Here is a 23,337-nt window from a genome sequence, read left to right on the forward strand (position 1 = left end):
AGCGTCCGGATGCGGTCGCGGCGCCCGGTGAGGATCTTGTGCGGGTAGCACTGATGGCCGACATCCCAGACGATGCGGTCGTCGGGGGTGTCGAACACGTGGTGCAGCGCGACGGTGAGCTCGACCACGCCGAGCCCGGAGCCGAGATGGCCGCCGGTGATCGAGACCGCGTCGATCATCTCGGCCCGCACCGCGTCCGCCACCGCCTGCAGCTCCGATTCGGGAAGCTGGCGCAACGCAGCCGGCTCCGGGACACGGTCCAGCAACGCTGAGTGCTCAGAGGATATTGCCAAGGATCGCATCCGCTCGTTCGAGTGTGGCGACGGCCCGGTCATGCGGGGTCCCAGGAGAGGATCCTGGCCGTCCCGACGCCAGCACCCGGGGGCGCGCGTTCATGCTAGAACCGACCCGTCCGCCGCTGTCATGATAGTGCCAGGTACGGACGATCGCCGGCGCGATCAATGTCCGATTGGCGATTTTTTCAGTTACGTGCCCTTACCGCCACATGAGGTCCGCTCTTGAGCCCGGCTCGTCTGTGCACAATTTTGCTCATGCTGGCGATTACGCCCAGCGGCCAAGCTTATGCCGGGCCGCGTCCGCCGGACGGCAACCTCGACTTCCCGTGCAACTTCCTGGGCGCCTGCCCGGAGCGGGTCTCCCCCGGCGGCCCCGACCACGACGCGCGGCCGTTCAGCCGCAGCCTCGGCCGACCCTGCGCCTGGCGCGAGCGGCCGACCCCGGAGGGCCCTCGGCGGGTGCGGGTATGCTGGTGAGGCCGCTCCGGGGGCCTTTTGCCGCGGCGCTCGCCTTCCTGGCCCTCGCGGGATCGGCCGAGGCCGAGGTCACCTGCCCGGCCTTGTTCGCCAATGGCCTGGCGCCGGTCCTGACCAACCCGAAGCTCGCCGCCCGCACGGTGCCGCTGTGCTTCGAGGCCTTCGCGGTGCTGCATTCGGGGGTGACGCGCACGCCGCTCTACTCCGCCGAACACCTCACCCGGGCCAGCGTCGCCGAGGCCCGCAAAGTCGCCCGGGACGACGCGTTCCACGAAGAGACGCGCCTGCCGGAGGCCGAGCGCGCGTCGCTGGAGGATTACGTCCGCAGCGGCTTCGACCGGGGCCACCTCGCCCCGGCGGGCGACATGCCGACCTTGAGCGCCCAGGCCGAATCGTTCAGCCTGGCCAACATCGTGCCGCAGAACCGGGTGCTCAACCGCGGGCTCTGGGCCGATATCGAGGAGGGCACGCGGCGGCTGGCGAGCCGGCGCGGCTCGATCTTCGTGGTCACCGGGGTGATCTTTTCCGGGGACGCGGTGCAGCAGATCAAGGGCGGCGTGCTCGTGCCCACCCAGCTGTTCAAGGCGCTCTACGACCCGGCGAGCGGCGAGGCCGGCGCCTACCTGTCCCGGAACGACGAGTCGCGGGACTGGCGCGCGGTCTCGATCGACGAGCTGACCCGCGAAGCCGGGATCGACGTGTTCCCGAACCTCCCGGCCGCCGCCCGGGCCAGCGCCATGACCCTGCCGGATCCCCATGCCGGGGCGCGTTCGGAGGGGCACCGGCCCCGGCCCGAGCCGAGCTGGCAGGACTGGCTGAGCCGCGAGATCAACCGCGCCGTGCGCAAGGTCCTGCGCGACCTGATGCGCTCGATTTTCTGAGAGGGACCATGTCAGAGGACAAGCCGAGCCGCCGGAAGGCCAAGGCGGACGCGTTCGAGCCCTTCGCCGACGATGCGGCGGTGCGCAATATCGGCGCCCTCAGCTTCGAGAACGGCACCGACCGAATCGCCCTGCACGGGTCCCTGGACCTGACCAGGGACAAGGCCGGCCTCGCCCAGGCGCGCCTGCTCCAGGCGACCCTCGACGCCATCGTGAAGGCCCTGGAGGCCGGCGACCTGCCCGAGGCGGTGGCGGACGCGCCGGACGCCGCGCCGCGATCGGTGGCCAATCCCTTCGCCTGAGCGCGCGACGGGCGGCGTCGCATCCTTGCCGCTGCCCGGCGGGCCTGATACTCGGTCGGCGACATTCTTATATCGTGGGGAACGCGCGTACAGGACGGGTCGACGACCCCGGGCCTGCCCCGTGCCGCTGGCACGCACCGCGCTCACCCCACCAACGCGCCGAGGACGTTCCGCGATGGCTCGCGAATTCATCTACCACATGCGGGGACTCACGAAGTCCTATCTGGGCGGCAAGAAGGTCCTGGAGGACGTCAACCTGTCGTTCTACCCGGACGCCAAGATCGGCGTGCTGGGCATCAACGGCTCGGGCAAGTCGACCCTGCTCAAGATCATGGCCGGCATCGACACCGAGTGGACCGGCGAGGGCTTCGTCGCCCAGGGCGCCCGGGTCGGCTACCTGCCGCAGGAGCCGCAGCTCGATCCGAACAAGTCGGTCCGCGAGAACGTGATGGAGGGCGTCGCCGAGAAGCAGGCGCTGCTCGACCGCTACAACGAACTCGCCATGAACTATTCCGAGGAGACCGCCGACGAGATGACGGCGCTCCAGGACAAGATCGAGGCCCTGAACCTCTGGGAGCTCGATTCCAAGATCGACCAGGCCATGGAGGCGCTGGGCTGCCCGAGCGACGAGCAGCCGGTGGCGACCCTGTCGGGCGGCGAGCGCCGCCGCGTCGCCCTGTGCCGCCTGCTCCTGTGGGAGCCGGAGCTGCTGCTCCTCGACGAGCCGACCAACCACCTCGACGCCGAGACGGTGAACTGGCTCGAAGGCCACCTGAAATCCTATCCGGGCGCGATCCTGATCGTGACCCACGATCGCTACTTCCTCGACAACGTCACCAGCTGGATCCTGGAGCTCGATCGCGGCCGGGGCATCCCGTACGAGGGCAACTACTCGGCCTGGCTGGTGCAGAAGCAGAAGCGTCTCCAGCAGGAGGGCCGCGAGGACATGGCCCGCCAGCGCTCGATCGCCCGCGAGCAGGAGTGGATCGCCGCCTCGCCGAAGGCCCGGCAGTCCAAGTCCAAGGCCCGCATCACCCGCTACGAGGAGCTGGTCGCCAAGCAGAACAACAAGGTCGACGCCGCCGCGCAGATCGTCATCCCGATCGACGAGCGGCTCGGCAACAACGTCATCGAGTTCGAGCACCTCAACAAGGCGTTCGGCGACCGCCTGCTGATCGAGGATCTCTCGTTCAAGCTGCCGCCGGGCGGCATCGTCGGGGTGATCGGCCCCAACGGCGCCGGCAAGACCACCCTGTTCAAGATGATCACCGGCCAGGAGAAGCCCGACGGCGGCAAGATCTCCATCGGCGAGACCGTGCATCTCGGCTACGTCGACCAGTCGCGCGACGCCCTCGATCCGAACGCCACGGTCTGGCAGGAGGTCTCGGGCGGCAACGACATCATCTACTTCAACAAGCGCGAGATCAATTCTCGCGCCTATTGCGCGGCCTTCGCGTTCAAGGGCGGCGACCAGCAGAAGAAGGTCGGCACCCTGTCGGGCGGTGAGCGCAACCGCGTCCACCTGGCCCGGACCCTGAAGGGCGGCGCCAACGTGCTGCTGCTCGACGAGCCGACCAACGACCTCGACATGGAGACCCTGCGCGCCCTCGAGGACGCGCTGGAGGATTACGCCGGCTGCGCGGTGATCATCAGCCACGATCGCTGGTTCCTGAACCGCATCGCCACGCACATCCTGGCCTTCGAGGGCGACAGCCACGTCGAATGGTTCGAGGGCAACTTCTCGGATTACGAGGCCGACAAGATGCGCCGGCTCGGCGCGGACTCGCTGATGCCGAAGAAGATCAAGTACAAGAAGTTCTCCCGGTAAGGATCGGTCCCGGCCTTCGGGCCGGGACGCGCCGCAAGGGCACGGGACGGGGCTCGCCGGACTCTTACGGCCCCCGTCCAACCCACTCCTCTCGTCCGAAGTCGCGCGCAGCGCGCCGCGAGGGAGCCCTCCGGGGATCGCGCGTCTGTCTCGAGGCCTCCGCGCCGCGTCGGCACCTCGGGATGAGGGTGGGCGACGTCGTCGGAAGTCCCGTCAGCCCACCCGCGCCCGCGCCGCATCCAGCATCGCCGCCAGGCTCTCCGGCAGGGGGATTGCGGGCGCCCAGCCGGTGGCGGCCACGAAGGCCGAGGGATCGCAGCCCTGGCTGCGTACCCCCGTGGGCCGGGTCCGGTCGGGCTCGACCTGCACGGTGAACGCCGCATCGGTCAGGCCGCGGAACGCGTCGAGGATCGCCGAGACCGGCGTCACGATCCCCGTGCCCACGTTGTAGATGCCGCCGTCCGGCAGTTCCTCGACCCGGTCGAGGACGCGCAGGCACGCCGCCGTCACGTCCGACACATCGATGAAGTCGCGCCCTGCGGCGAGGTCGCCGACCGCCAGAATCGGCGGGGCCAGGCCGCGCTCGATGCGAGCGATCTGGCCGGCGAAGGAGGCGGCCGCGAAGGTCTCGCTCTGGCCGGGCCCGATATAGTTCGCCGGCCGCAGCACGAGGTGCCTCACGCCGGCATTGGCGAGCACGTCGCGCAGGATGTACTCGCAGGCGCTCTTGGTCCGGCCCGATATGGTGTCGGGCCGGGGCGTCACCGCCTCGTCGGGCCGGGGCTTGTCGCGGAACGCCGCGCCGTAGACGACGGTCGAGCTCAGGAACACCAGGGTCGCCCGGGTCCGCGCCACCGCCTCGGCGAGGTTGAGGGTGCCGAGGAGGTCCGCCCGCCAGGCATAGGCCGGCGTCTCGCTCGACCGCGCCACGGAGGCGAGGGCCGCGAGGTGGAACACCACGGTCGGGTCGAAATCCGCCACCGCCGCGTTGAGCGTGTCGGCCTCGAACGGATCGACATCGAGGAGGGTGACGCCGTCGAGCGGCGGCTGCGGGTGCCGATCGATGCCGAGGATCCGGCGTCCCTCGGGACGGTCCCGTCGCAGCGCCTCGAGCAGGCGTCGGCCGAGAAAATCGCCGGCTCCGGTGACGAGGACGCGCATGAACCCTGCCCTTCCCCGGCCCGCCGGGATCGATCCGACGCCTCTATAGCGTGTTCGCCGGCGATGCGAGCGGAGTGGACGGCCGGACGGACCTCACGGGCCTGTGAAATCGCGCCGACGCTCAAGCCCCCCGCTCGATCATTCCGGGTAACCGCGGGCGAACCCGGGATCCGGAGCCGCCGACGGTGCATCGCCTGATGCCACCCGTGTTTCCGGGCTCCGCTTCGCCGCCCAGGAGCGACAGGGTGGTTTACTTCGCCTGCGTGACACTGCCGACCGACGGGTCGATCCGAGACGCCGGGATATGCACGCGACAAAATTGTCGGCGCGCGGATCCAGGTCCGATATGGGTCTCGGCACCGTCGGGCGCCCATGACGTCGTCTCGGGCGACCAGCGTCGCTCGATGGCCGTGGCGCGTCGCGCGGACACAGGCGCGTGAGCGGTGCAGTCTGTCCCCGCATTCCGGCGCCGAGAGACTATTATTGCTCCGATTCCGACAAGCGGGTGTTCCGGTGATGGCTGCGTGAAGAGCCTCGACGATTTCGGGCGCGTGCCCTTCGGCGGCGTGGCATCTTCGCCGCGGCCCGTGCGCGCGCCGGCGCCGGAAGCCGCGCCGCGAAAACCCGTCCGGGACGCGCGGGTCGACGTGCTGCGCGGCTTCGCGCTGCTGATGATCTTCATCGACCACATCCCGCGCAACGCGCCGGCGGCGTTCACCCTGCACAATCTCGGCTTCTCGGACGCGGCCGAGATCTTCGTGCTGCTGGCCGGGTACTCGTCGATGGTGGCCTATGGCGGCCTGTTCGGTCGGGCCGGCATACGGGCGACCCTGGTGCGGATCGGCCGGCGCTGCCTGCGGATCTACCTGTTCCAAGCCGGGCTGCTGCTCGCCACCCTGGTCATCGTCCGGATCTGGATGGATCTCACCGGGCTGACGCCGCGCTTCGGCGTCGCGCCGCTGCTGCAGATGGGGCTTCTGCCGGGGCTGCTGCGCGGGCTCGCCCTCAACGCGCTGCCCAACTACCTCGACATCCTGCCGCTCTACATCCTGCTGCTGGCCCTGTTCCCGGCTATCTATTTCGGGATGCGGCGTGGGATCTGGGGTGTGCTGGCGCTGTCCGGGACGCTGTGGCTCGCCGCCAATGTCGACCACACCCTGAACCTGCCCAACGCCGCCGCGGTGGATGACGGCTGGTACTTCAACCCCTTCGCCTGGCAGTTCCTGTTCGTGATCGGGGCGGCGCTGGCGGTGGCGGTCCGGGCCGGCGACGGCCTCCTGCCCTGGCGGAACTGGGCCGCGGCTCTGGCCTTCGCCTACCTGGCCTTCGGGCTGCTGCAGGGCGGCTCCTGGGGGGAATGGGGTCTTCCGGACCTCCGGCCGCTGGCGATCGCGGCGCCGGACAAGAGCCATGTCGGGCCGCTGCGCCTGCTGCACATCCTGGCCCTGACCTACCTGATCTTCAGCGCACCCGCCGTGCGGCGCCTCTCCGGGTGGCGGCCATTGCGGCTGATCGATGCCTGCGGCCGGCACTCGCTGGAGATCTTCGCCGCCGGCTGCCTGGCGGCGCTGATCGGGCGGATCCTCTACCGCACCTTCGACGCGACCTGGCCGCTCCAGATCGCGGTCAACCTCACCGGATTGGCGCTGATGCTGGCTCTTGCCAAACTCCTCGACGCGCACGCTGTGGCCCGGCGCCGCTGAGGGATCCTCGGAACAGACCCGAGCCGAGACCCGTTTCCGCCCCCGATACCGGGCACCGGAGCGATCGAAAAAAATGCCGCGGATGCGCCGCAAGAGCGATCTCCCGGAGAAGGTGTGCGCCCAGTGCGGGCGGCCGTTCGCCTGGCGCAAGAAGTGGGAGCGCGTCTGGGACGAGGTCCGCTACTGCTCCGACCGGTGCCGGGCCGAGGCGCGGAAAGCGTCGAAAGGCTGAGGCTCAGGCGCCGCCGGCGGCCGTCAGCGCATCCGGCGTATCGATGTCGAGGGCGGTCGCCGCATCGCCCGGGATCTCGAGGATATCGGACCGGTCCTTGAGCAGCGGCCCGGCGCCGCGGTCGCCGGTGAGCCGGGCGATCTCGGGTGCCAGGCGGCGCAGGTTCAGGAGCACCGGATTTCCGCGCCGGCCATCCTGGACCGGGACGACCGCCGCCACGGCCTTCGACGAACCTGCGAAGGCATCGGCCAGGCGGTCGATATGCGCTTCGCCGATCCGCGGCATATCCCCGAGCACGACCACCGCCGCTTCGCAGGATTGCGGCAGGGCGGCCAGGCCGGCACGCAGCGAGGTGGACAGACCGGCGCGGAAATCCGGGTTCTCGACGACGATCAGATCGAGCCCCGCCAGCGCCGTCCGAACCGCATCGGCATGCGCGCCCAGCACGACGACCACCGGCCGCGGCCGGGCCGCCAGCGCAGCCTCGGCGGCATGACGGACCAGCGGTCTTCCGTCGAACAGCGCCAGCATCTTGGGCTCGGAACCGAACCGGGTGCCGAGACCCGCGGCGAGCAGGATCGTCCCGACCTCAGGCATCGGGATCCGCCGCCTCGCCGCCGGCCCGGGGCTGCGGCCGCGAGACGATCTCTATCAGCAACCCGCCGACCCCCAGGGCGACGATATCGGCGCGGGTCACGGGCAGGTCCGCGAGCAGGCGGTGCAGGATCCAGTCGAAGCCGTTCTCCTTGGGCGAGCGCGCGCAGCCCGGCGCCCCGATCACCGGCACACCCGCCCGGCTGCCGACGAGCAGCAGGTTCCCGGGATCGACCGGCATGCCGAGATGCTCGACCAACCCGCCGGCCGCCGCGATCCCGGCCGGGATCACGTCGCGCCGGTCGGCGATGGCCGAGGCGCCGAACACGACGACGAGATCGGCCCCGGCGCCGTCGATCGCATCCCCGAGCGCCGCCGCCACGGCGTCGGCCGTATGCGGCACCCGATCCTCGCGGACGATCTCGGCCCCCGCCGGGGCGAGGCGCTCCGCCAGGACCCGGAGCGTCTTGTCGATGGTCGCCTCTTTGAGGCTCGGCAGGCGGGTCGAGACCACGGCGATACGCCGCCGCCGATAGGGCGCCACCGCCAGCGCGCCGGCCGTCTCAGTCGCGCAGGCCCCGGCCAGCACCGCCCCCGGCACGGCGTAGGGAATGATCTTCACGGTGGCGACCATCTCGCCCTCGACCACCGGCTTGAACGGCGGCAAGGTCGCCACCGTCACAGCCTCGTCGACGGCGTTGACCGCGTCGATCCGGGCCGGCGCCAGGGTGAGCACCCCGGCGGTCTCGGCGAACAGGTTGCAGCGGCCGGTGAACGGGGCCTCCACGCGCAGGTTGTCCCCGCGCAGATGCGCGGCCAGCCGCGCCGCCGCGTCATCCTCGCCGACATCGCCGGGCTCGAGGGCGGCCGCCACGATCTCCGACAATCCGGCCTGCGACAGGCCGCTGGCCACCTCCTCCGGGATCACCGCGCCCTTGCGCAGGGTGATGCCGTCGCGCCGGACCGTATGGGCGCTGATCAGACCGGCCGCCTCGGCGACCGGCACGGGGCCGAACCTCACGCGACCTCCGGGCGGGGGACCCGGCGGAGCGCCGCCACGATCTCGGCCAGCACGGCGAGCGCGATCTCGGCCGGGCTGACCGCCCCGATGGCGAGCCCGATCGGCGCGCGGATCCGGCCGATCTGCTCGGGCGAGAACCCGGCCTCCGCGAGCCGGGCCGTGCGGGCCGCATGCGTCTTCCGCGAGCCCAGCGCGCCGACGTAAAAACACTCGGCCGTGAGCGCGGCCTTCAGCGCCGGATCGTCGATCTTGGGGTCGTGGGTCAGGGCGGCGAGCGCGCAGTAGCGGTCGAGGCGCGGCACGCGGCCGCCGAGGGCGGCGTCCGGCCATTCGGCCACGAGCTCGACGCCCGGGAAGCGGTCCGGGCTGGCAAAGGCCGTGCGCGGGTCGATCACGGTCAGCGCGAGGTCGAGCCCCGCAACCATGGGCGCCATCGCCTGCGAGATGTGGACGGCGCCGATCACCACGAGGCGCACCGGCGGGACCTGCACGGTCAGGAACGTCTGCCGCCCGTCGATCTCGACGAGCCCGCTCTTGCCCGAAGCCAGATGCTTGCGCAGCACCTCCGCCAGGGGATCGGCGGCGATCTCGGCCTCGCGGACGAGGCGCTGGCTCCCGTCCGCCAGGTCGGTGACCAGGATCGTCGCCCGGCGCGCGGCGCGCTCGGCGGTCAGGATTTCCAGGGTCTCGGTGCGCATCAGTCGACCCGCTCGACGAAGACGCGGATCCGGCCGCCGCAGGACAGCCCGGCCCGCCACGCCGTCTCGTCGGCGACGCCGAATTCCAGGATGCGGGGCGCTCCGGCCTCGATCACCTCGATCGCCTCGGTGATCACGGAACCCTCGACGCAGCCGCCCGAGACGGACCCCAGAAAGTTGCCCTCGGCATCGACCACGAGATGGCTGCCCACGGGCCGCGGCGCCGAGCCCCAGGTCTCGATCACGGTGGCGAGCGCCACGGCGCGTCCGTCCCGCCGCCAGGAAGAGGCGGCGGCGAGGATATCTGTATCGGTGCTGAGCATGGCCCTCGAGACCTCGGCCGGCGGGTGCCCCCCGCTTGTCTCAGGTATGGCCCCAGCGCCGCCGTGCAAGGCGCGGCGGCTCCATTCCAGCACGCCTTGGCCGATCGGCGCGCGGGTGCGATAACGGATCAGCCCCCGCATCCGTCGCCCCCATGTCCGCCCCGATGACACGGCCCCTTTGCCGCCAGTCCCGGCCCCGCCTCGGCGGGCGGTTCAGGCGCGGGCGCGCGAGCCCGTGAACGCCCCCGATCCCGGCCTGGCCCGGGCCCTGCGGACGGATCCGCCGCGGTCGCGCTCGGCGCCGCACCGGCTGTGGAAGCGGCTGAGCCGGTGGATCGGCGATGCGTTGCCGAAGGGGCTCTACGCCCGGTCGCTGATCATCATCATCGCGCCGGTGGTCCTGCTCCAGTCGGTGATCGCCTACACCTTCATGGAGCGGCACTGGCAGCTCGTGACCAAGCGCCTGTCCGCGGCGGTGACCGCCGATGTCGCCGCGCTGATCGACATCTACGAGAGCTATCCGCAGGACCGGGACGCCGAGACGTTGTCGCGCATCGCGGCCGAGCGGCTGAACCTCGACCTCGACATCCTTAAAGGCGCCAAGCTCCCCGCCCCGGGGCCGCGGCCGTTCTTCTCGATCCTGGACGAGGCGCTCTCCGACGAGATCCGGCGCCAGATCCGCCGGCCGTTCTGGATCGACACGGTCGGCCGCTCGAACCTGATCGAGATCCGGGTCGCGATCCCCGACGGGGTGATGCGGATCACCGCGCGGCGCAGCCAGGCCTACGCGTCGAACTCGCACATCTTCCTGGTCTGGATGATCGGCTCGTCGCTCGTGCTGCTCGGCGTCGCGATCCTGTTCCTGCGCAACCAGATCAAGCCGATCCTGCGGCTCGCCGCGGTGGCGGAAGGGTTCGGCAAGGGCCGGGAGATCGAGTTCCGGCCCCGGGGGGCCCGGGAGGTGCGCCAGGCCGGCCACGCCTTCATCGAGATGAAGCGGCGCATCGAGCGGGCCATGGAGCAGCGCACGACGATGCTCAACGGCGTGAGCCACGACCTGCGCACCATCCTCACCCGCTTCCGCCTGTCCCTGGCTCTGGTCGAGCAGACCAGCGAGATCGAGGATCTGAGCCGCGACGTCGACGAGATGAGCCGGATGCTGGAGGGCTACCTCGCCTTCGCGCGCGGCGATTCCGCGGAGCCCGCCACCCCCACCGACATGCGGACCCTCCTGGAGGACCTGCGCAGCGACGTGGAGCGCCTGGGCGCCCATGTCTCGGCGGTGGATCTCGCGGGCGCCCCCGAGGTCACGGTGCGTCCGGGCGCCTTCCGGCGCTGCCTGTTCAACCTCGCAGCCAACGCCGCCCGCTACGGCGAGACGGTGGCGATCTCCGGCCGGCTGGAGGCCCGCGCCTTCTACGTCTCGATCGACGATGACGGTCCGGGGATCCCGCCGGAAAGCCGCGAGGAGGTGTTCAAACCGTTCGTGCGCCTGGACGATTCCCGGCAGGATGCCGGAGGATCCGGGCTCGGGCTGGCGATCGCCCGGGACATCGCCCGGGCCCATGGCGGCGACATCGCCCTGCACGAGAGCCCGCTCGGCGGCCTGCGGGCGACGGTCCGGGTCCCGGCCTGAAGCCCTCTCAGGCGTCGGCGGGTCCGCGCAGGCGCTGGATCTCGGATTGGGTGTTGCGGATGAGGTGGTCGATGCTCGCCGCGTCGAGGCCGGCGCGCCCGAGGCGCTCGCGCAGGGCCGCCTCGCCGTTCCAGGCGTAGCCCGCATCGTTGGGCAGATGGCGCTGCAGCAACGGGCTGACCACGCTCTCGCGCCGGAAGGCAGGATGCCGCAGCAGGCGGCCGATCTGCGCCGTCAAGATGTCAAGCGGCGATACATTCCGGCCATTCCCATTCCACGTTACGGCTGATTGGCGCATACAGGTGCATCCTCGTGGAAAGCCAGTATCCGCCCAAATGCTTGCACTTCGGTGAGTGGCCGGAGGATCCGGCGAAAATCTCGCCGCGGCGGGGTCCCAACCTTTGCGGCAGGGTGGTATGCAGGCTTGACGCCCACGAGCCGCGGCCCACCGCGCGCCGGATCCGAGTGCCCGATATGAATCCGCTGGTCCCCCTGTTCATCCTGCTCTCCCTGCCGTTGGCGGCGATCGGCCTGGTGCTTTATACCGACACGGGCATTGAGCCGGCGCTGTTCTACGCCGCGGTGAAGACCTTCGTGATCCTGGGCGCGATCGCCGTGGCGATGTCGTTCGGCGCGATGAAGCTGGCCGAGCGCACCAAGCACTGAGACGATCGACCCCGCGGAGAGCGCGATGCTGCACGTCGTTCCGGCCTTCTCGCGCATCGGCGAGGAGAACGCGTTCGCGGTGCTGGCCCGGGCCCAGGCCCTGGCCTCCCAGGGTCGGGACGTCATCAATCTCGGCATCGGCCAGCCCGACATGCCGACGCCCGCCCACGTGGTCGAGGCCGGCATCAAGGCCCTGCGCGACGGGCACCACGGCTACACGCCGGCGGTGGGCATCCCGGGCCTGCGCGAGGCGGTGGCCCGCGACATCCATCGCCGCCACGCCGTGGAGGTCTCGCCCGACTCCGTGATGATCGTGCCGGGCGGCAAGGTCACCATGTTCATGGCGATCCTGATGTTCGGCGAGCCCGGCGCCGAGATCCTGTATCCGGATCCGGGATTTCCGATCTACCGCTCGATGATCGAGTTCACCGGGGCGACGCCGGTGCCGGTGCCGATCCGCGAGGCGAACGGCTTCGCCTTCTCGGCCGCCGAGACCCTGGCGCTGATCACGCCCAGGACCCGCCTGCTGATCGTCAACTCACCGGCCAACCCGACCGGGGGCGTGACCCCCAAGGTCGAGATCGACGCCCTTGTGGCGGGGCTGGCAGAGCACCCCGACGTGGCCGTGCTGTCGGACGAGATCTACGGCACGATGACGTATGACGGCGCGGCGCATCACTCGCTGCTGAAATACGACGCGATCCGCGACCGCCTGATCTATCTCGACGGCGCGTCCAAGACCTACGCGATGACTGGCTGGCGGCTCGGCTGGTCGGTCTGGCCGAAGCCGCTCTACGACGCGGCCCGGAAGCTCGCGGTCAACGCCCATTCCTGCGTGAACGCTTCCACCCAATGGGCCGGCATCGCGGCGCTCGACGGGTCGCAGGATTGCGTGGCCGAGATGGTCGCCGAGTTCGACCGCCGCCGGGCGATCGTGGTCGACGGCCTGAACGCCCTGCCGGGCGTGTCCTGCATCGCCCCGAAGGGCGCGTTCTACGCCTTCCCCAACATCTCGCAGACCGGCTGGAAGGCCAAGCCCCTGGCCGCCACCCTGCTCGAAGAGGCCGGCGTCGCGGTGATCGGCGGCCCGGATTTCGGCGTCCATGGCGAGGGCTATATCCGCCTGTCCTACGCCAACTCGGCCGAGAACATCCGCCGGGCGCTGGAGCGGATGGGGCAGTTTCTGACCGAGCGGAAGCCGGGCTGATCCCGGGGACGGCCGTCCTCCCCCCTCTCATCCGGACAGGCAGTAAGTCTTTCGATCGACAGACGGGCTTACACGCGAGGACGAGGCTCAGGTCCCCTCTCCCGTGCGGGAGAGGGACAGGGTGAGGGGCGTGACCTTTCCGGAGAAACCTGATCCCTCACCCCAGGCCTCTCCCGCACGGGAGAGGGGGCCTGTCGCGCTCCGTCCTCGAAGGCTTTAAAAACTCACAGCCTTCGAGGCCCGCCGGCGCGGGCACCTCAGGATGAGGGGGTGGGTGGGAGGACGGGCCGGACGTCAGGATTTCCCCGCCCGCTTCTCGATCCAGCCGGCGAGCCAGTCGGCGATGTCGAGGCTGTTCTTGTCCTGCATCAGCATGTGCGAATTGCCGTGGATGCCGATCTCCGGAAGCAGGATCAGCTCGGCCCGGCCGCCGGCCGCGTTCGCCGCCGCCACGAAGCTGCGGCACTGCTTCAGCCGGGGCGCCCAGCGGGGCGAGGCGTCCACGTAGTCGCCGAACAGGACCAGGATCGGCAGGTCCTTGTAGGGGGCGAGGTCGTCCTTGGCCGGGTCCGGGCAGGCGGCGGGCTCGATCGCCACCAGCGCGCGGATGCCGGTGCGGTCGAGCGCGGCGGTCTGGAACGGGTAGATGCCCGATTGCGAATGCGAGACCAGCACCGCGCCCTTGAGCCGCTTGGCGAGCTCCGAGAGGCCCGGCACGGTCGGGTTCGGCACCGGCAGGGCCGCGGACCAGTCGGCGACCATCTGCTTCCAGAACTCGCCCTGGGCCTCCAGGGGAAACTGCATGCCCGGAAACACTTTCGGGTATTCGGGGCCGAACCGGAAGATCGCCCAGGCCGGCTCGCGCCCGGCGGAGAAGACCGGCGGCAGCGTCTCGGCCTCGGCCTTGCCCATCTTGACCGCGTCGATCTGGGCCGGGCTGATCGCCGAGCGCCCACGCCAGGCCTGGTCGATCACGTAGGTCGGGAAGCCGCGGCGGACGAAGAACTCGTCCCAGCCCATGCGGCCATCTGGGGTCGTCTCCCAGGTCTTGCCGGTGAGGCAGCAGCCGTGGATCAGCACCAGGGGCGGCCGGACCGGGTCCACGGGGATCTGATAGCGGACATAGACCTGATCGACTGTGATCGTCCCCGACGGCGCGTAGGCCGGCAGGGTCGAGAGCGTGTCCGACTGGACGTCGCGACCACCGACGAAGAAGCTGCCCTGGCCGGCGAGCGTCAGGGGACCCGGTCCCGGATCTGCGGCAAGAACGGGTGCGCTCATCGCGGTCAGGCCTCCGGCCAGCAGGGCTCCGGCAAGACGGTAGGCGGCCCGTCGCGCACGGGACGGAGCAGGCAATGGCAGCGTCGGCATAAAACGTCCCGGCCCTGAGCGGCCGGGACGCGTCCGCCCGGATCACCGCCCGGAAAGGCTAGCACGAAGCTCGGCCGTCGCGGGAGATCCGTAGCCGGAAATGAAGATCGTTCAGGCGGGGATGTCGCGCTCGATCCGGGTCGTCGCCTCGCCGGGCACGTCGAGGGCTTCGGCCAGCATCTTCAGGAACTGGCGCTCCTGGAGCGTATCGGGATCGATCGCGAGGCGGGCCGCCGTGTAGATCCGCGCCGCCGCATCGGGATCATTCACCCGCTCGGCGATCTCGTCGATCTCGGCGGGGCTCTCCAGTTCGCGATCGAGCCAGGCCCGCCCGTCGGAATCGAGGCCGGCGCCGGCCACGGCCGCGTCGAGGCGCTTGCGCTCAGCCGTGTCGACCATGCCGTCCGCGATGGTGGCGGCCACCATCGCCCGGAGCATCAGCCGGGCCTCGTCCTCGTCGACCTTGGAGAAGTCCGGGCCGCCCTTTTCCGGCGGCGCGGCCCCGCGCAGGGCCCGGTAGGCGAGCCCACCGATCAGCGCGAGACCGCCCAAAGCCGCGCTGGCGGCGATGCCGCCGCGCCGGGCGCGCACCAACGCGTCGACGACCTGTCTGCTATCCGCCATGTCCATCCTCCCGGGTTCATTCCGAATCGCATCGGAAACCCCCGGGAGGCGGCCAAGTTCAGGCGTACGTTTCAGGCGTCAGCTTCGTCGTCCTCGTCCGCCTCGTCGATATCGACCAGGAAGACGATGTCGGCCTCGTCCTCGTCCTCTTCCTCGGCGGTGTCGCCGCCGGCATGGTGCTTGTCGTCGGTGAACTCGCCCTCGCCGTCATCCTCGGCGAGCGCGTCCTCGAAGATCTCGATCTCGTCCTCGGTCGCGGCCCGGATCTTGAGGGGCGAGGTGCCGTTCCAGAGCGGCTTGCCCTCGCTCGTCATCGTCCGGATGTCTTCCTTGAAGCCTTCGCAGGTGAAGAGGTCCTTGGCGGACGCCTCGTCGCTGTTGATCACCGCCACGGCGGTGCCCTCGATCTCGAGCGTGAACATGGCCGGCATCCTTCTCGTAACCGTCCTTGGGCGCGCCCGGTCAGCGGGATCGCGCACGGGTGCGACGCACCGCCCCGGGGAGAAACGCTGAAGGCTTTCCCCGGCGATCATGAGCGCCGCGCGCGGATGCTGTAGGGGTGAACCGGACGCCCGCCAAGCCCGTCTCCGCCACGCCGCCGCGAAAGCCGTGGCGTGAATCCTGCCGGGCGGCCGGGATCGTGAAACCGTACGGGAAGAAGGATCACCGCGGATGCGGATCAGGCTGGGCTGCGAGATGCGCTACGCCTTCCCCTATCCGGTGCCGATGGTGGTGATGCTGAACGTGCATCCCACCCGGGCGGACGCGCTGGAGGCCCCCGACACGCTGCGCACCGATCCGCCGGTGCCGGTGGATCTCTACCGGGACGGCTTCGGCAATCTCTGCGGCCGGCTGACCGCGCCGGCGGGGGGCTTCACCATCGGCACCGACGCGGTGATCGCCGACGCGGGCGACCCGGACCCGGTACACCGGGAAGCCGAGCAGCACGCGATCGAGGCGCTCCCGGCCGAGACGATCGTGTTCCTGCTGCCCAGCCGCTACTGCGAATCGGACCTGCTCGCCGACGAGGCCTGGCGCCTGTTCGGCCATATCGAGCCGGGCTGGGGCCGGGTGCAGGCGGTCTGCGACTTCGTGCACGACCACATCGCGTTCGGCTACGAGTTCGCCCATGGCGACCGCACCGCCCAGGACGCCTATGCGGGCGGGCGCGGGGTCTGCCGGGACTTCACCCACCTGGCCGTGGCCTTCTGCCGCGCCCTCAACGTGCCGACCCGCTACTGCACCGGCTATGTCAGCTTCATCGGCGAGCCCGAGCCACACCCGGCCGGCGATTTCGCCGCCTGGATGGAGGTCTATCTCGGGGGGCGCTGGCACGTCTTCGACCCGCGCAACAACAGCCCGCGGATCGGCCGGGTGATGGTCGCCTACGGCCGCGACGCCGCCGACGTCCCGCTCACCCACACGTTCGGCCCCAATCCCCTGGTGGGCTTCCGGGTCTGGGCCGACCGGATCGACCATCTCGAGGCCGCCGGCGCCGCACCAATCCTGCCGGAGGAACCCCTGCCGCCGCAGAGCATGGCGACCCGGACGGGCTGAGCGCCGGGTCCGACCCTCACACCCCGGCGCCGCGGGCGATGGCGCGCTTGACCACGCCCTGAACCTCCGGGTTCGAGAGGAACAGGTCGTGGTTGATCAGGCCGCCGCCGTAATCGGAGGCGTCGGCGACGCGCACACCCAGCGCCTCGAGCTTCGCACGGTCGGCCGCACCGGCCCGGACGCCGCCCGCAAGCGCGGCGGAGAGTTCGAGCGCACGGTCGTTGGTCGAGGAGATCACGGTGATCTTCGACACGTCGGGCCCGAGCCGGGCGACGCCGTTTGAGAACAGGTCGAAATCGATGTCGGGGGCGGCCAGCACCACGGCGCCGATGCGCGACATCGCCGCCTCGCCGGCCTCGGCGCGCAGCATCCGGATGGTCTCGAGGGTGAGCAGCGTGCCCATCGAATGCGCGACGATGTTGATCCGCCCGCCGCTCGGCGAGGCGGCCAGCGCCTTCAGCAGGTCCTCGAAGGCGTCGCGCGACCAGAGCGCGCTCTCGCGGTCGTAATTGTAATCGAGGGTGGCGGCGGCCGACGGCCAGGTGAACAGGCCCGAGACGCCCCGGAACCGGATCCCGTCCGACAGGCGGGCCGCGCTGACGGCGGCGGATTCGAACGATTCCCGGTAGCCGTGAACGTAGATCAGCACGTCGCGGCCGAGCGCCGCCTGCGCGAAGGCCTCCGCGGCCGCCGGCCCGGTCTCGGTCTTGGGCACGGCCCCGATGGTCCAGTCGCCGGTGATCACCGCCGAGACCTTGCCGAGCAGGGAGCGGTCGGGCGGCGACAGGCGGACCTCCGCGAAGCTCAGGCCGCGCCCGCGCTCGGAATTGAAATACGGCGGCCGGGGTGGCGTGCCGACGGGCTTGCGCGTGGTGGCCACCAGCAGCACCGGCATGACGTCCAGGGCCGATTGCTTCTCGGGCAGGCTCCCGGACGCGCCGAGGTCGTCGGTGACGCAGGCGCCGAGGGACGGGGCGAGCCCCGCCGCCCCCGCGAGGGCGCCGATCCGGAGGAGTGCGCGGCGTGAGACGGTGTGGCTCGACATGATCCGGGTGCGTTCGGGCGGGGCGCCAACCGTCGCGCAGGATCGTGACCATGGCGGGGCACGATCACCCCCTGCCCCTGTGGAGTGCGGGTAATCAGCGCTTCGTGGTGCGGCGGACACAGGCGGAGCACCGGGCCGGACCCGTGCCAGCGATACCCTCTCGACGGCGGCGCCGAGCGTCGCCATGAAGGGTTCATGACGCCGTCCATCGACATCGAGAGCCTGCGCGAGCGCCTGCTGCGCGGCGACCGCGCCGCCCTGGCCCGGGCGATCACCCTGGCGGAGTCGAAACGGCCCGACCACCGGGCGCTCGCCGCCGCGCTGATCGACTCGGTCCTGCCGGAGACCGGCAAGGCGATCCGGGTCGGCATCACCGGCGTGCCCGGCGTCGGCAAGTCCACGACGATCGACGCCCTCGGGTCGAACCTGACGGAGGCCGGCCACAAGGTCGCGGTGCTGGCGGTGGACCCGTCCTCGTCGCGCACCGGCGGCTCGATCCTCGGCGACAAGACCCGGATGGCCCGGCTCGCCCACGATCCCAAGGCGTTCATCCGGCCCTCCCCGTCCTCGGGCACGCTCGGCGGCGTCGCCGCCAAGACCCGCGAGACCATGCTGCTCTGCGAGGCGGCGGGGTTCGACGTGATCCTGGTCGAGACGGTCGGCGTCGGGCAATCCGAGACCGCGGTCGCCGACCTCACCGACTTCTTCCTCGTCCTGATGCTGCCGGGGGCGGGCGACGAGCTTCAGGGGATCAAGAAGGGCATCCTGGAACTCGCCGACATGATCGCGGTCAACAAGGCCGATGCCGGCGAGGCCGAGCAGCGGGCCAACGCCGCCGCCTCGGAATACCGCGCCGCCCTGCACATCCTCACCCCGGCCTCGGCGACCTGGACACCGCCGGTGGTGACGATCTCGGGTTTCCACAACCTGCGCCTGGACGCCCTCTGGGCGAGGATCGTCGATCACCGGGAGAAGCTCACCGCCACCGGGGAGATCCAGGCGAAGCGCCGGGCCCAGGACGTGAAATGGATGTGGGCCCTGGTCCATGAGCGGCTGCATCAGCGCCTGGTCGGCTCGCCGGAGGTCCGGCGCAGCACCGCGGAGGCCGAGGCCGGCGTCGCGCGGGGCGAGACCTCGCCGGCCGCGGGCGCGGCCGCGATCGCCGAGCTGATCGGCCTCTGAGGCACGCCGGCCCCGTCCTCCGATAAGGGGCGGCCGTTTACCCTGATCGCCACCAGGCCGGCCGAGACGTAGAAAATCGCCGGGGCGCGGTGCGCAAACCCGGTCTCGCGCGTTCGGTGCACGACGAGGAATCCTGCGGCACCTCCTCTCGTACCGGTGCCGCGGTCACGTCGAGGAGAGTGTTATGGTGGATACGGATCGGATCGTCGGCGGCGCCAAGGAAGCCCTCGGCAAGGTTCAGGGCACGGCCGGCGACTTCGTGGGCTCGAACCGGGACTCGGTGGAAGGCCGGGTTCGCGATGTCCAGGGCCAGGCCCAGAACGCCTACGGGCAGGTCAAGGACAAGGCCCGGGACATCGCCGACAAGGCGAGCGACTATGCCGGCGACGCCTATGGCCGGGCCGGCGACGTCGCGGGCGACGCCTACGAGCGGGGCGGCTCCTACCTGCGCGAAGGCCGCGCCGCGGTCGGCGCCCGGGTCGAGGAGAATCCGCTGGTCGCGCTGCTGATCGCCGGCGCGGTCGGCTACGGCATCGCCCTGCTGTTCCACGGGCGCCGCTGATCCGAAGCGGCCTCGCCGTCCTTTCGGCGAGGCCGCCCGCTACGATCTTACTGCGCGGTCCAGCCGCCATCCATGCTGATATTGGCGCCCGTGATCTGGCTCGCGGCATCCGAGCACAGGAACACCGCCAACGCCGCCACCTGATCGACCGTGACGAATTCCTTGGTCGGCTGCGCCTTCAGCATCACCTCCTCGATCACCTGCTCCTTGGTCAGGCCCCGGGCCTTCATGGTGTCGGGAATCTGCGCCTCCACCAGCGGCGTCCAGACATAGCCCGGCGAGATGCAGTTCACCGTGATCCTGTGCGGCGCGAGTTCCAGGGCCGCCGCCTTGCTCAGCCCGCTGATCCCGTGCTTGGCCGCCACGTAGGCGGACTTGAACGGCGAGGCGACCAGCGAGTGCGCCGAGGCGGTGTTGATGATCCGCCCCCAGCCCCGGGCCTTCATGCCGGGGATCGCGGCGTGCATCGCGTGGAACGCCGAGGACAGGTTGATCGCGATGATCTGCTCCCACTTCTCCGGCGGGAACTCCTCGATCGGCGAGACGAACTGGATGCCGGCATTGTTGACCAGCACGTCGATGGCACCGAACGCGGCCTCCGCCTCCCGCACCATCTCGGCGACCGCCTCGGGTTTGCTCATGTCGGCCGCCGAGTAACGCGCCGTCACGCCGTATTCGCGCTCGATCCCGGCGCGGGTCTCCTCGATGGCCTGCGCGTCCCCGAAGCCGTTGATCACCACGTTCGCCCCCTGCGCCGCGAGGGCGCGGGCGATGGCGAGGCCGATGCCGCTGGTGGATCCGGTGACGAGGGCGGTCTTCGACGTAAGGGTCATGGAACCTCCTGAGCAGCGTCCGAACGGTGTTTCCGGCGGTCGAACCGAGACGGCGCGCGGCGATGCGCGCGTTCGGGATCGTCACGACGGTCCTGCCTCAAGGCCCGCGGGAAATCGACCCTCCCGGAGCGCCCGAGGCCGAACCCGGTATCGGTTCGGCCGCGCCGTCACGCGCTTCGGCCGCATCGCCCGGGAGCTGCGCCGGGAAGGCGAGCTCCACCCGCAATCCGGGCCCGTTGTCGGAGAGCCGCAGCGTGCCCCGATGCAGCCGCACCACCGCGTTGACGAGGCTGAGTCCGAGCCCGAAGCCTGGCCGCGAGCGCGCATCCTCCAGCCGGACGAAGCGCCCGAGAACCCGGGCACGCTCGGCCTCCGGGATGCCCGGCCCGTGATCGGCCACGATGAGCCGAACCGCGTCACCCACACGCTCGGCCTCCACGCTCACCCGGGCCTGCGCCCCGTCGGCCCCGTATTTCAGGGCGTTGTCGATCAGGTTGGCGAGCGCCTGGCCGATCAATTCGCGGTTGCCGGCGATGATCAGGCCATCCTCGGCCTTCACGTCGAGGGCCAGGCCCTGATCCTCGGCCAAAGCCTCATAGAGTTCTCCGACCCCCCGCACCGCCGCACCGAGATCCACCGGCGCCAGGATCTCGCGGGCGCTGCCGGCCTCGAGCCGCGCGATCATCAGAAGCGCGTTGAACACCCGGATCAGCCCGTCACTCTCCTCGATCACCGCCTCCAGGGCAGCGCGCAGCTCATCGGGCGAGGTGGCCGTACGCAGGGCCTCGTCGGCACGGTTGCGCAGGCGCGTCAGCGGCGTCTTGAGGTCGTGGGCGATGTTGTCGGAGACCTCGCGCATGCCGCGCATCAATTCGCCGATCCGCTCCAGCATCAGGTTGAGGCTCGCGGCGAGACGGTCCAGCTCGTCACCATTGCCGGCGACGTAGAGCCGCCCGTCGAGATCCCCGGCCATGATCGCCCGGGTCGTCTGGGTCATGGCGTCGACCCGGCGCAGGACCCGGCTCGCGGCCAGCCAGCCGCCGATCACGCCGAGCAGCACCACCGCGGCCAGCGAGGTGCCGAAGGCCCGGCCGATCACGGCGCGCAAGCGGTCGCGCTCCTCAGTGTCGCGGCCGACGAGCAGCCGAAACCCGCCCGGCAGCGTGAACACGCGCACGATCGCCCGATGGGGCTCGACATCCGAATCGCCCCGGCCGTAGCGGGTCTCGCTCTGGCCCGGATTGGCCAGCACCGCGGCGGGGACATAGCCGACATTGCCGACGACATGCTCGCCGCTCGCGGTGGTCACCAAATACAGGGAGGCGCCCGGTTCCCGGGATCGACGCTCGACCACGGTGATGAGCCGGCGCAGGCCCCCGGCATTGTACTGTTCGGACAGGCCGTTGATCTCGGCGTCGATGGTCGAGACGATCTGGTCGTCCAGGACCGCCCGGGCGTTCCAGGCGACGTAGCCGAGCGCCAGGAAAGCGCAGAGCGCGAAGATCGCCAGATAGGCGAGCGACAGCTTGAACGCGGTGGTGCGGAACAGTTTCTGGATGCGCGCCCCGACGGTCTCGCGGGGGATCGGCTCGACCGCGAGGCCCGCGCTCACCCGGTGGCGCCCTCGTCGAAGCGCAGCACGTAGCCGGCGCCCCGGACCGTGTGGATGATCGGCGAGGCGAATCCCTTGTCGAGCTTGCCGCGCAGGCGCGAGACGTGGACGTCGATGACGTTGGTCTGAGGATCGAAGTGATAATCCCAGACATGCTCGAGCAGCATCGTCCGGGTCACCACCTGGCCGGCATGGCGCATCAAATACTCCAGCAGGCGGAATTCGCGCGGCTGCAGCAGGACCTCCCGGCCGGCCCGGGTCACCCGATGCGACAGGCGGTCGAGCTCGAGATCGCCGACCCGATAGCGGGTCTCCTCCGCGGCCCCCGAGCCGACTTGCCGCCGGGCCAGCGCCTCGGTGCGAGCGAGCAGCTCGGAGAAGGCGTAGGGCTTCGGCAGATAATCGTCGCCGCCGGCACGCAGCCCTTTCACCCGGTCGTCGACCTGGCCGAGCGCCGACAGGATCAGCACCGGCGTCGTGACATTCTGCTCGCGCAGGGAGCGGATCAGCGACAGGCCGTCGAGCTTCGGCAGCATCCGGTCGACGATCAGGACATCGTAGGCGCCCTCCCGGGCGAGCGCGTAGCCGTCGAGCCCGTCATGGGCGCTGTCGGCGACGTGCCCGGTCTCCCGGAACGCCTTGACCAGATAGGCCGCCGCCTCCCGGTCGTCCTCGATGATCAGAAGTCGCATGGACCCAGTCCATAGCGCGGCCGGGGAACCGGGGGAACGTCGCTCTGTCACCGGATCCATGCTGGTCCCCCCTCCCCTCTCGGCCGGACCGAGCGGGCCGGGACCGTTGGGGCGGGTCTCGGCCCGCTCCGAAGCCGAAGACCTCGGAGGGGACGAGGTCGGATGACGGCTCCGGCCGCGCGGGCGGCGAAGAAACCCTGGCACCGTCGCGATTACTGGATGATCGCGGCCGGATGACTTCGCGGTAAGGAATCACGGGCCGAAAGCACGCCGAAAACGCGAACAGGCCGCCCCGGTGAGGGCGGCCTGTTCGCGTTCGCTGATCGTGCTGAGGGAAGGGTGTGTTTGCGTTGTGCGGGTCTGGCGGCGACCGACTCTCCCGTGCCTTGAGACACAGTACCATGGGCGCTGGCGTGTTTAACGGCCGAGTTCGAGATGGGATCGGGTTCTGGGCACGCCGCTCAAGCCACCAGACCGGCGCAACGCAATTCTGTTCGGACCGGGCCGTGCAGGGTGCTGCGACGGCCGGTATCCTCGTTCGGCAAGCATGCAGCGTCGGGCGCTGCGGGTCTTCGTGTGGCTGTGCTTGGCGTGGTCGGCACCCGCTTTGCAGCGGCTGCCGATCACGCACGGACACGGATCACGGGAGCGATCAAGTCAATCGGGCGATTAGTACCGGTCGGCTCAACGCGTCGCCGCGCTTGCACCCCCGGCCTATCGACGTGGTCGTCTTCCACGGCCCTCAAGGGAGGTCTCGTTTTAAGGGGGGTTTCCCGCTTAGATGCCTTCAGCGGTTATCCCGTCCGTACGTAGCTATGCTGCACTGCCGCTGGC

Annotated in this window: 26 protein-coding genes and 2 rRNA genes; 12 read left to right on the plus strand and 16 right to left on the minus strand. The window is 70.5% G+C overall.

Going from position 1 to position 23,337, the window contains the following annotated elements:
* On the minus strand, positions 1-302 hold a 302-nt coding region (locus tag BMZ47_RS27025; RefSeq protein ID WP_280142770.1), incomplete at its 3' end, for a 1-deoxy-D-xylulose-5-phosphate synthase N-terminal domain-containing protein.
* 249 nt (positions 303-551) lie between these two features.
* On the opposite strand from BMZ47_RS27025, the gene BMZ47_RS27030 reads away from it, so the two are divergent.
* The 4 genes from BMZ47_RS27030 to ettA all read left to right on the plus strand — a co-directional run bounded on the left by BMZ47_RS27030 (position 552) and on the right by ettA (position 3,784).
* Positions 552-773 carry a hypothetical protein gene (locus BMZ47_RS27030; protein ID WP_091865401.1) on the plus strand — a complete coding sequence of 74 codons (222 nt, stop codon included), beginning with the start codon at positions 552-554 and terminating at the stop codon, positions 771-773.
* Positions 764-1,654, plus strand: a complete 891-nt coding sequence (locus BMZ47_RS27035) for a DNA/RNA non-specific endonuclease (protein ID WP_091865403.1) — start codon at positions 764-766, stop codon at positions 1,652-1,654. The genes BMZ47_RS27030 and BMZ47_RS27035 overlap by 10 nt, the downstream gene beginning before the upstream one ends.
* An 8-nt stretch (positions 1,655-1,662) precedes the next feature.
* Complete coding sequence (locus BMZ47_RS27040; RefSeq protein ID WP_091865405.1) at positions 1,663-1,956, plus strand: hypothetical protein; 294 nt, start codon at positions 1,663-1,665, stop codon at positions 1,954-1,956.
* Positions 1,957-2,131: 175 nt separating this feature from the next.
* Positions 2,132-3,784 (plus strand): energy-dependent translational throttle protein EttA, encoded by a 1,653-nt coding sequence (ettA, locus tag BMZ47_RS27045; protein WP_007559036.1) that lies wholly within the window; start codon positions 2,132-2,134, stop codon positions 3,782-3,784.
* 213 nt (positions 3,785-3,997) lie between these two features.
* On the opposite strand, the gene BMZ47_RS27050 is transcribed toward ettA, so the two are convergent.
* Positions 3,998-4,945, minus strand: a complete 948-nt coding sequence (locus tag BMZ47_RS27050) for an NAD-dependent epimerase/dehydratase family protein (protein ID WP_091865410.1) — start codon at positions 4,943-4,945, stop codon at positions 3,998-4,000.
* 524 nt (positions 4,946-5,469) lie between these two features.
* Between BMZ47_RS27050 and BMZ47_RS27055 the strand changes: the two genes are divergently transcribed.
* Together BMZ47_RS27055 and BMZ47_RS27060 are read left to right on the plus strand one after the other, a co-directional pair.
* Positions 5,470-6,648, plus strand: a complete 1,179-nt coding sequence (locus tag BMZ47_RS27055; RefSeq protein ID WP_091865413.1) for an OpgC family protein — start codon at positions 5,470-5,472, stop codon at positions 6,646-6,648.
* Between the two features lie 73 nt (positions 6,649-6,721).
* Positions 6,722-6,880: a DUF2256 domain-containing protein gene (locus BMZ47_RS27060; protein ID WP_208601123.1), complete on the plus strand. Its 159-nt coding sequence runs from the start codon at positions 6,722-6,724 to the stop codon at positions 6,878-6,880.
* 3 nt (positions 6,881-6,883) lie between these two features.
* On the opposite strand, the gene BMZ47_RS27065 is transcribed toward BMZ47_RS27060, so the two are convergent.
* The 4 genes from BMZ47_RS27065 to BMZ47_RS27080 are packed head-to-tail and all read right to left on the minus strand — an operon-like array spanning position 6,884 to position 9,516.
* The gene (locus BMZ47_RS27065) at positions 6,884-7,477 is read right to left on the minus strand and encodes a nucleotidyltransferase family protein (protein ID WP_091865416.1); all 594 of its coding nucleotides are present in this window, start codon (positions 7,475-7,477) and stop codon (positions 6,884-6,886) included.
* Positions 7,470-8,495, minus strand: a complete 1,026-nt coding sequence (locus BMZ47_RS27070; protein WP_091865420.1) for a molybdopterin-binding protein — start codon at positions 8,493-8,495, stop codon at positions 7,470-7,472. The genes BMZ47_RS27065 and BMZ47_RS27070 overlap by 8 nt, the downstream gene beginning before the upstream one ends.
* Positions 8,492-9,193 carry an XdhC family protein gene (locus tag BMZ47_RS27075; protein ID WP_091865423.1) on the minus strand — a complete coding sequence of 234 codons (702 nt, stop codon included), beginning with the start codon at positions 9,191-9,193 and terminating at the stop codon, positions 8,492-8,494. The genes BMZ47_RS27070 and BMZ47_RS27075 overlap by 4 nt, the downstream gene beginning before the upstream one ends.
* Positions 9,193-9,516, minus strand: coding sequence for an XdhC family protein (locus BMZ47_RS27080; RefSeq protein ID WP_050736354.1), 324 nt, complete (start codon positions 9,514-9,516; stop codon positions 9,193-9,195). Before BMZ47_RS27080 ends, BMZ47_RS27075 begins: the two co-directional genes overlap by 1 nt.
* Before the next feature lie 268 nt (positions 9,517-9,784).
* Between BMZ47_RS27080 and BMZ47_RS27085 the strand changes: the two genes are divergently transcribed.
* Positions 9,785-11,152, plus strand: coding sequence for an ATP-binding protein (locus tag BMZ47_RS27085; RefSeq protein ID WP_244536948.1), 1,368 nt, complete (start codon positions 9,785-9,787; stop codon positions 11,150-11,152).
* Between the two features lie 7 nt (positions 11,153-11,159).
* On the opposite strand, the gene BMZ47_RS27090 is transcribed toward BMZ47_RS27085, so the two are convergent.
* The gene (locus tag BMZ47_RS27090) at positions 11,160-11,390 is read right to left on the minus strand and encodes a hypothetical protein (protein ID WP_230368536.1); all 231 of its coding nucleotides are present in this window, start codon (positions 11,388-11,390) and stop codon (positions 11,160-11,162) included.
* 236 nt (positions 11,391-11,626) lie between these two features.
* Between BMZ47_RS27090 and BMZ47_RS27095 the strand changes: the two genes are divergently transcribed.
* Both BMZ47_RS27095 and BMZ47_RS27100 read left to right on the plus strand, forming a co-directional pair.
* Complete coding sequence (locus BMZ47_RS27095) at positions 11,627-11,818, plus strand: hypothetical protein (RefSeq protein WP_007559018.1); 192 nt, start codon at positions 11,627-11,629, stop codon at positions 11,816-11,818.
* Positions 11,819-11,843: 25 nt separating this feature from the next.
* Positions 11,844-13,025 (plus strand): pyridoxal phosphate-dependent aminotransferase, encoded by a 1,182-nt coding sequence (locus tag BMZ47_RS27100; RefSeq protein ID WP_091865430.1) that lies wholly within the window; start codon positions 11,844-11,846, stop codon positions 13,023-13,025.
* A 294-nt stretch (positions 13,026-13,319) separates the two neighbouring features.
* Here BMZ47_RS27100 and BMZ47_RS27105 read toward each other — a convergent pair whose 3' ends face one another.
* The 3 genes from BMZ47_RS27105 to BMZ47_RS27115 form a co-directional block, all read right to left on the minus strand.
* Positions 13,320-14,306 carry an alpha/beta hydrolase family protein gene (locus tag BMZ47_RS27105; protein ID WP_244536947.1) on the minus strand — a complete coding sequence of 329 codons (987 nt, stop codon included), beginning with the start codon at positions 14,304-14,306 and terminating at the stop codon, positions 13,320-13,322.
* Between the two features lie 201 nt (positions 14,307-14,507).
* Positions 14,508-15,020, minus strand: coding sequence for a tellurite resistance TerB family protein (locus BMZ47_RS27110; RefSeq protein WP_007559013.1), 513 nt, complete (start codon positions 15,018-15,020; stop codon positions 14,508-14,510).
* Between the two features lie 71 nt (positions 15,021-15,091).
* Complete coding sequence (locus tag BMZ47_RS27115; RefSeq protein ID WP_007559011.1) at positions 15,092-15,442, minus strand: hypothetical protein; 351 nt, start codon at positions 15,440-15,442, stop codon at positions 15,092-15,094.
* A gap of 250 nt (positions 15,443-15,692) precedes the next feature.
* Between BMZ47_RS27115 and BMZ47_RS27120 the strand changes: the two genes are divergently transcribed.
* Positions 15,693-16,577 (plus strand): transglutaminase-like domain-containing protein, encoded by an 885-nt coding sequence (locus tag BMZ47_RS27120; protein WP_091865436.1) that lies wholly within the window; start codon positions 15,693-15,695, stop codon positions 16,575-16,577.
* Positions 16,578-16,593: 16 nt separating this feature from the next.
* Here BMZ47_RS27120 and BMZ47_RS27125 read toward each other — a convergent pair whose 3' ends face one another.
* Positions 16,594-17,622, minus strand: a complete 1,029-nt coding sequence (locus BMZ47_RS27125; RefSeq protein ID WP_007559007.1) for an alpha/beta hydrolase — start codon at positions 17,620-17,622, stop codon at positions 16,594-16,596.
* A gap of 195 nt (positions 17,623-17,817) precedes the next feature.
* Between BMZ47_RS27125 and meaB the strand changes: the two genes are divergently transcribed.
* Both meaB and BMZ47_RS27135 read left to right on the plus strand, forming a co-directional pair.
* Positions 17,818-18,804 carry a methylmalonyl Co-A mutase-associated GTPase MeaB gene (gene meaB, locus BMZ47_RS27130; protein WP_091865440.1) on the plus strand — a complete coding sequence of 329 codons (987 nt, stop codon included), beginning with the start codon at positions 17,818-17,820 and terminating at the stop codon, positions 18,802-18,804.
* A gap of 184 nt (positions 18,805-18,988) precedes the next feature.
* Positions 18,989-19,366 (plus strand): CsbD family protein, encoded by a 378-nt coding sequence (locus BMZ47_RS27135; protein WP_007559004.1) that lies wholly within the window; start codon positions 18,989-18,991, stop codon positions 19,364-19,366.
* Positions 19,367-19,413: 47 nt separating this feature from the next.
* On the opposite strand, the gene BMZ47_RS27140 is transcribed toward BMZ47_RS27135, so the two are convergent.
* The 5 genes from BMZ47_RS27140 to BMZ47_RS27160 all read right to left on the minus strand — a co-directional run.
* Positions 19,414-20,199 carry a 3-hydroxybutyrate dehydrogenase gene (locus BMZ47_RS27140; protein ID WP_091865443.1) on the minus strand — a complete coding sequence of 262 codons (786 nt, stop codon included), beginning with the start codon at positions 20,197-20,199 and terminating at the stop codon, positions 19,414-19,416.
* Positions 20,200-20,296: 97 nt separating this feature from the next.
* A complete protein-coding gene (locus BMZ47_RS27145) occupies positions 20,297-21,811 on the minus strand; it encodes a sensor histidine kinase (RefSeq protein WP_091865446.1) in 1,515 nt (504 codons plus the stop codon).
* Complete coding sequence (locus BMZ47_RS27150; protein ID WP_091865449.1) at positions 21,808-22,503, minus strand: response regulator transcription factor; 696 nt, start codon at positions 22,501-22,503, stop codon at positions 21,808-21,810. Before BMZ47_RS27150 ends, BMZ47_RS27145 begins: the two co-directional genes overlap by 4 nt.
* Positions 22,504-22,861: 358 nt before the next feature.
* Positions 22,862-22,977, minus strand: a 5S ribosomal RNA gene (gene rrf / locus BMZ47_RS27155).
* Positions 22,978-23,151: 174 nt separating this feature from the next.
* Positions 23,152-23,337 (minus strand): 23S ribosomal RNA (locus BMZ47_RS27160); the annotation flags it as partial.

Source organism: Methylobacterium brachiatum, from assembly GCF_900113845.1.
Classification (GTDB): Bacteria; Pseudomonadota; Alphaproteobacteria; order Rhizobiales; family Beijerinckiaceae; genus Methylobacterium; species Methylobacterium brachiatum.

Excerpts from the sequence above, each read along its gene's own strand:
- BMZ47_RS27030 (WP_091865401.1), top strand. The coding sequence starts at position 552 with ATGCTGGCGATTACGCCCAGCGGCCAAGCTTATGCCGGGCCGCGTCCG.
- BMZ47_RS27035 (WP_091865403.1), top strand. The coding sequence starts at position 764 with ATGCTGGTGAGGCCGCTCCGGGGGCCTTTTGCCGCGGCGCTCGCCTTC.
- BMZ47_RS27040 (WP_091865405.1), top strand. The coding sequence starts at position 1,663 with ATGTCAGAGGACAAGCCGAGCCGCCGGAAGGCCAAGGCGGACGCGTTC.
- ettA (WP_007559036.1), top strand. The coding sequence starts at position 2,132 with ATGGCTCGCGAATTCATCTACCACATGCGGGGACTCACGAAGTCCTAT.
- BMZ47_RS27050 (WP_091865410.1), bottom strand. The coding sequence starts at position 4,945 with ATGCGCGTCCTCGTCACCGGAGCCGGCGATTTTCTCGGCCGACGCCTG.
- BMZ47_RS27060 (WP_208601123.1), top strand. The coding sequence starts at position 6,722 with ATGCCGCGGATGCGCCGCAAGAGCGATCTCCCGGAGAAGGTGTGCGCC.
- BMZ47_RS27065 (WP_091865416.1), bottom strand. The coding sequence starts at position 7,477 with ATGCCTGAGGTCGGGACGATCCTGCTCGCCGCGGGTCTCGGCACCCGG.
- BMZ47_RS27075 (WP_091865423.1), bottom strand. The coding sequence starts at position 9,193 with ATGCGCACCGAGACCCTGGAAATCCTGACCGCCGAGCGCGCCGCGCGC.
- BMZ47_RS27080 (WP_050736354.1), bottom strand. The coding sequence starts at position 9,516 with ATGCTCAGCACCGATACAGATATCCTCGCCGCCGCCTCTTCCTGGCGG.
- BMZ47_RS27095 (WP_007559018.1), top strand. The coding sequence starts at position 11,627 with ATGAATCCGCTGGTCCCCCTGTTCATCCTGCTCTCCCTGCCGTTGGCG.
- BMZ47_RS27100 (WP_091865430.1), top strand. The coding sequence starts at position 11,844 with ATGCTGCACGTCGTTCCGGCCTTCTCGCGCATCGGCGAGGAGAACGCG.
- BMZ47_RS27105 (WP_244536947.1), bottom strand. The coding sequence starts at position 14,306 with ATGAGCGCACCCGTTCTTGCCGCAGATCCGGGACCGGGTCCCCTGACG.
- BMZ47_RS27110 (WP_007559013.1), bottom strand. The coding sequence starts at position 15,020 with ATGGCGGATAGCAGACAGGTCGTCGACGCGTTGGTGCGCGCCCGGCGC.
- BMZ47_RS27115 (WP_007559011.1), bottom strand. The coding sequence starts at position 15,442 with ATGTTCACGCTCGAGATCGAGGGCACCGCCGTGGCGGTGATCAACAGC.
- BMZ47_RS27120 (WP_091865436.1), top strand. The coding sequence starts at position 15,693 with ATGCGGATCAGGCTGGGCTGCGAGATGCGCTACGCCTTCCCCTATCCG.
- BMZ47_RS27125 (WP_007559007.1), bottom strand. The coding sequence starts at position 17,622 with ATGTCGAGCCACACCGTCTCACGCCGCGCACTCCTCCGGATCGGCGCC.
- meaB (WP_091865440.1), top strand. The coding sequence starts at position 17,818 with ATGACGCCGTCCATCGACATCGAGAGCCTGCGCGAGCGCCTGCTGCGC.
- BMZ47_RS27135 (WP_007559004.1), top strand. The coding sequence starts at position 18,989 with ATGGTGGATACGGATCGGATCGTCGGCGGCGCCAAGGAAGCCCTCGGC.
- BMZ47_RS27140 (WP_091865443.1), bottom strand. The coding sequence starts at position 20,199 with ATGACCCTTACGTCGAAGACCGCCCTCGTCACCGGATCCACCAGCGGC.
- BMZ47_RS27150 (WP_091865449.1), bottom strand. The coding sequence starts at position 22,503 with ATGCGACTTCTGATCATCGAGGACGACCGGGAGGCGGCGGCCTATCTG.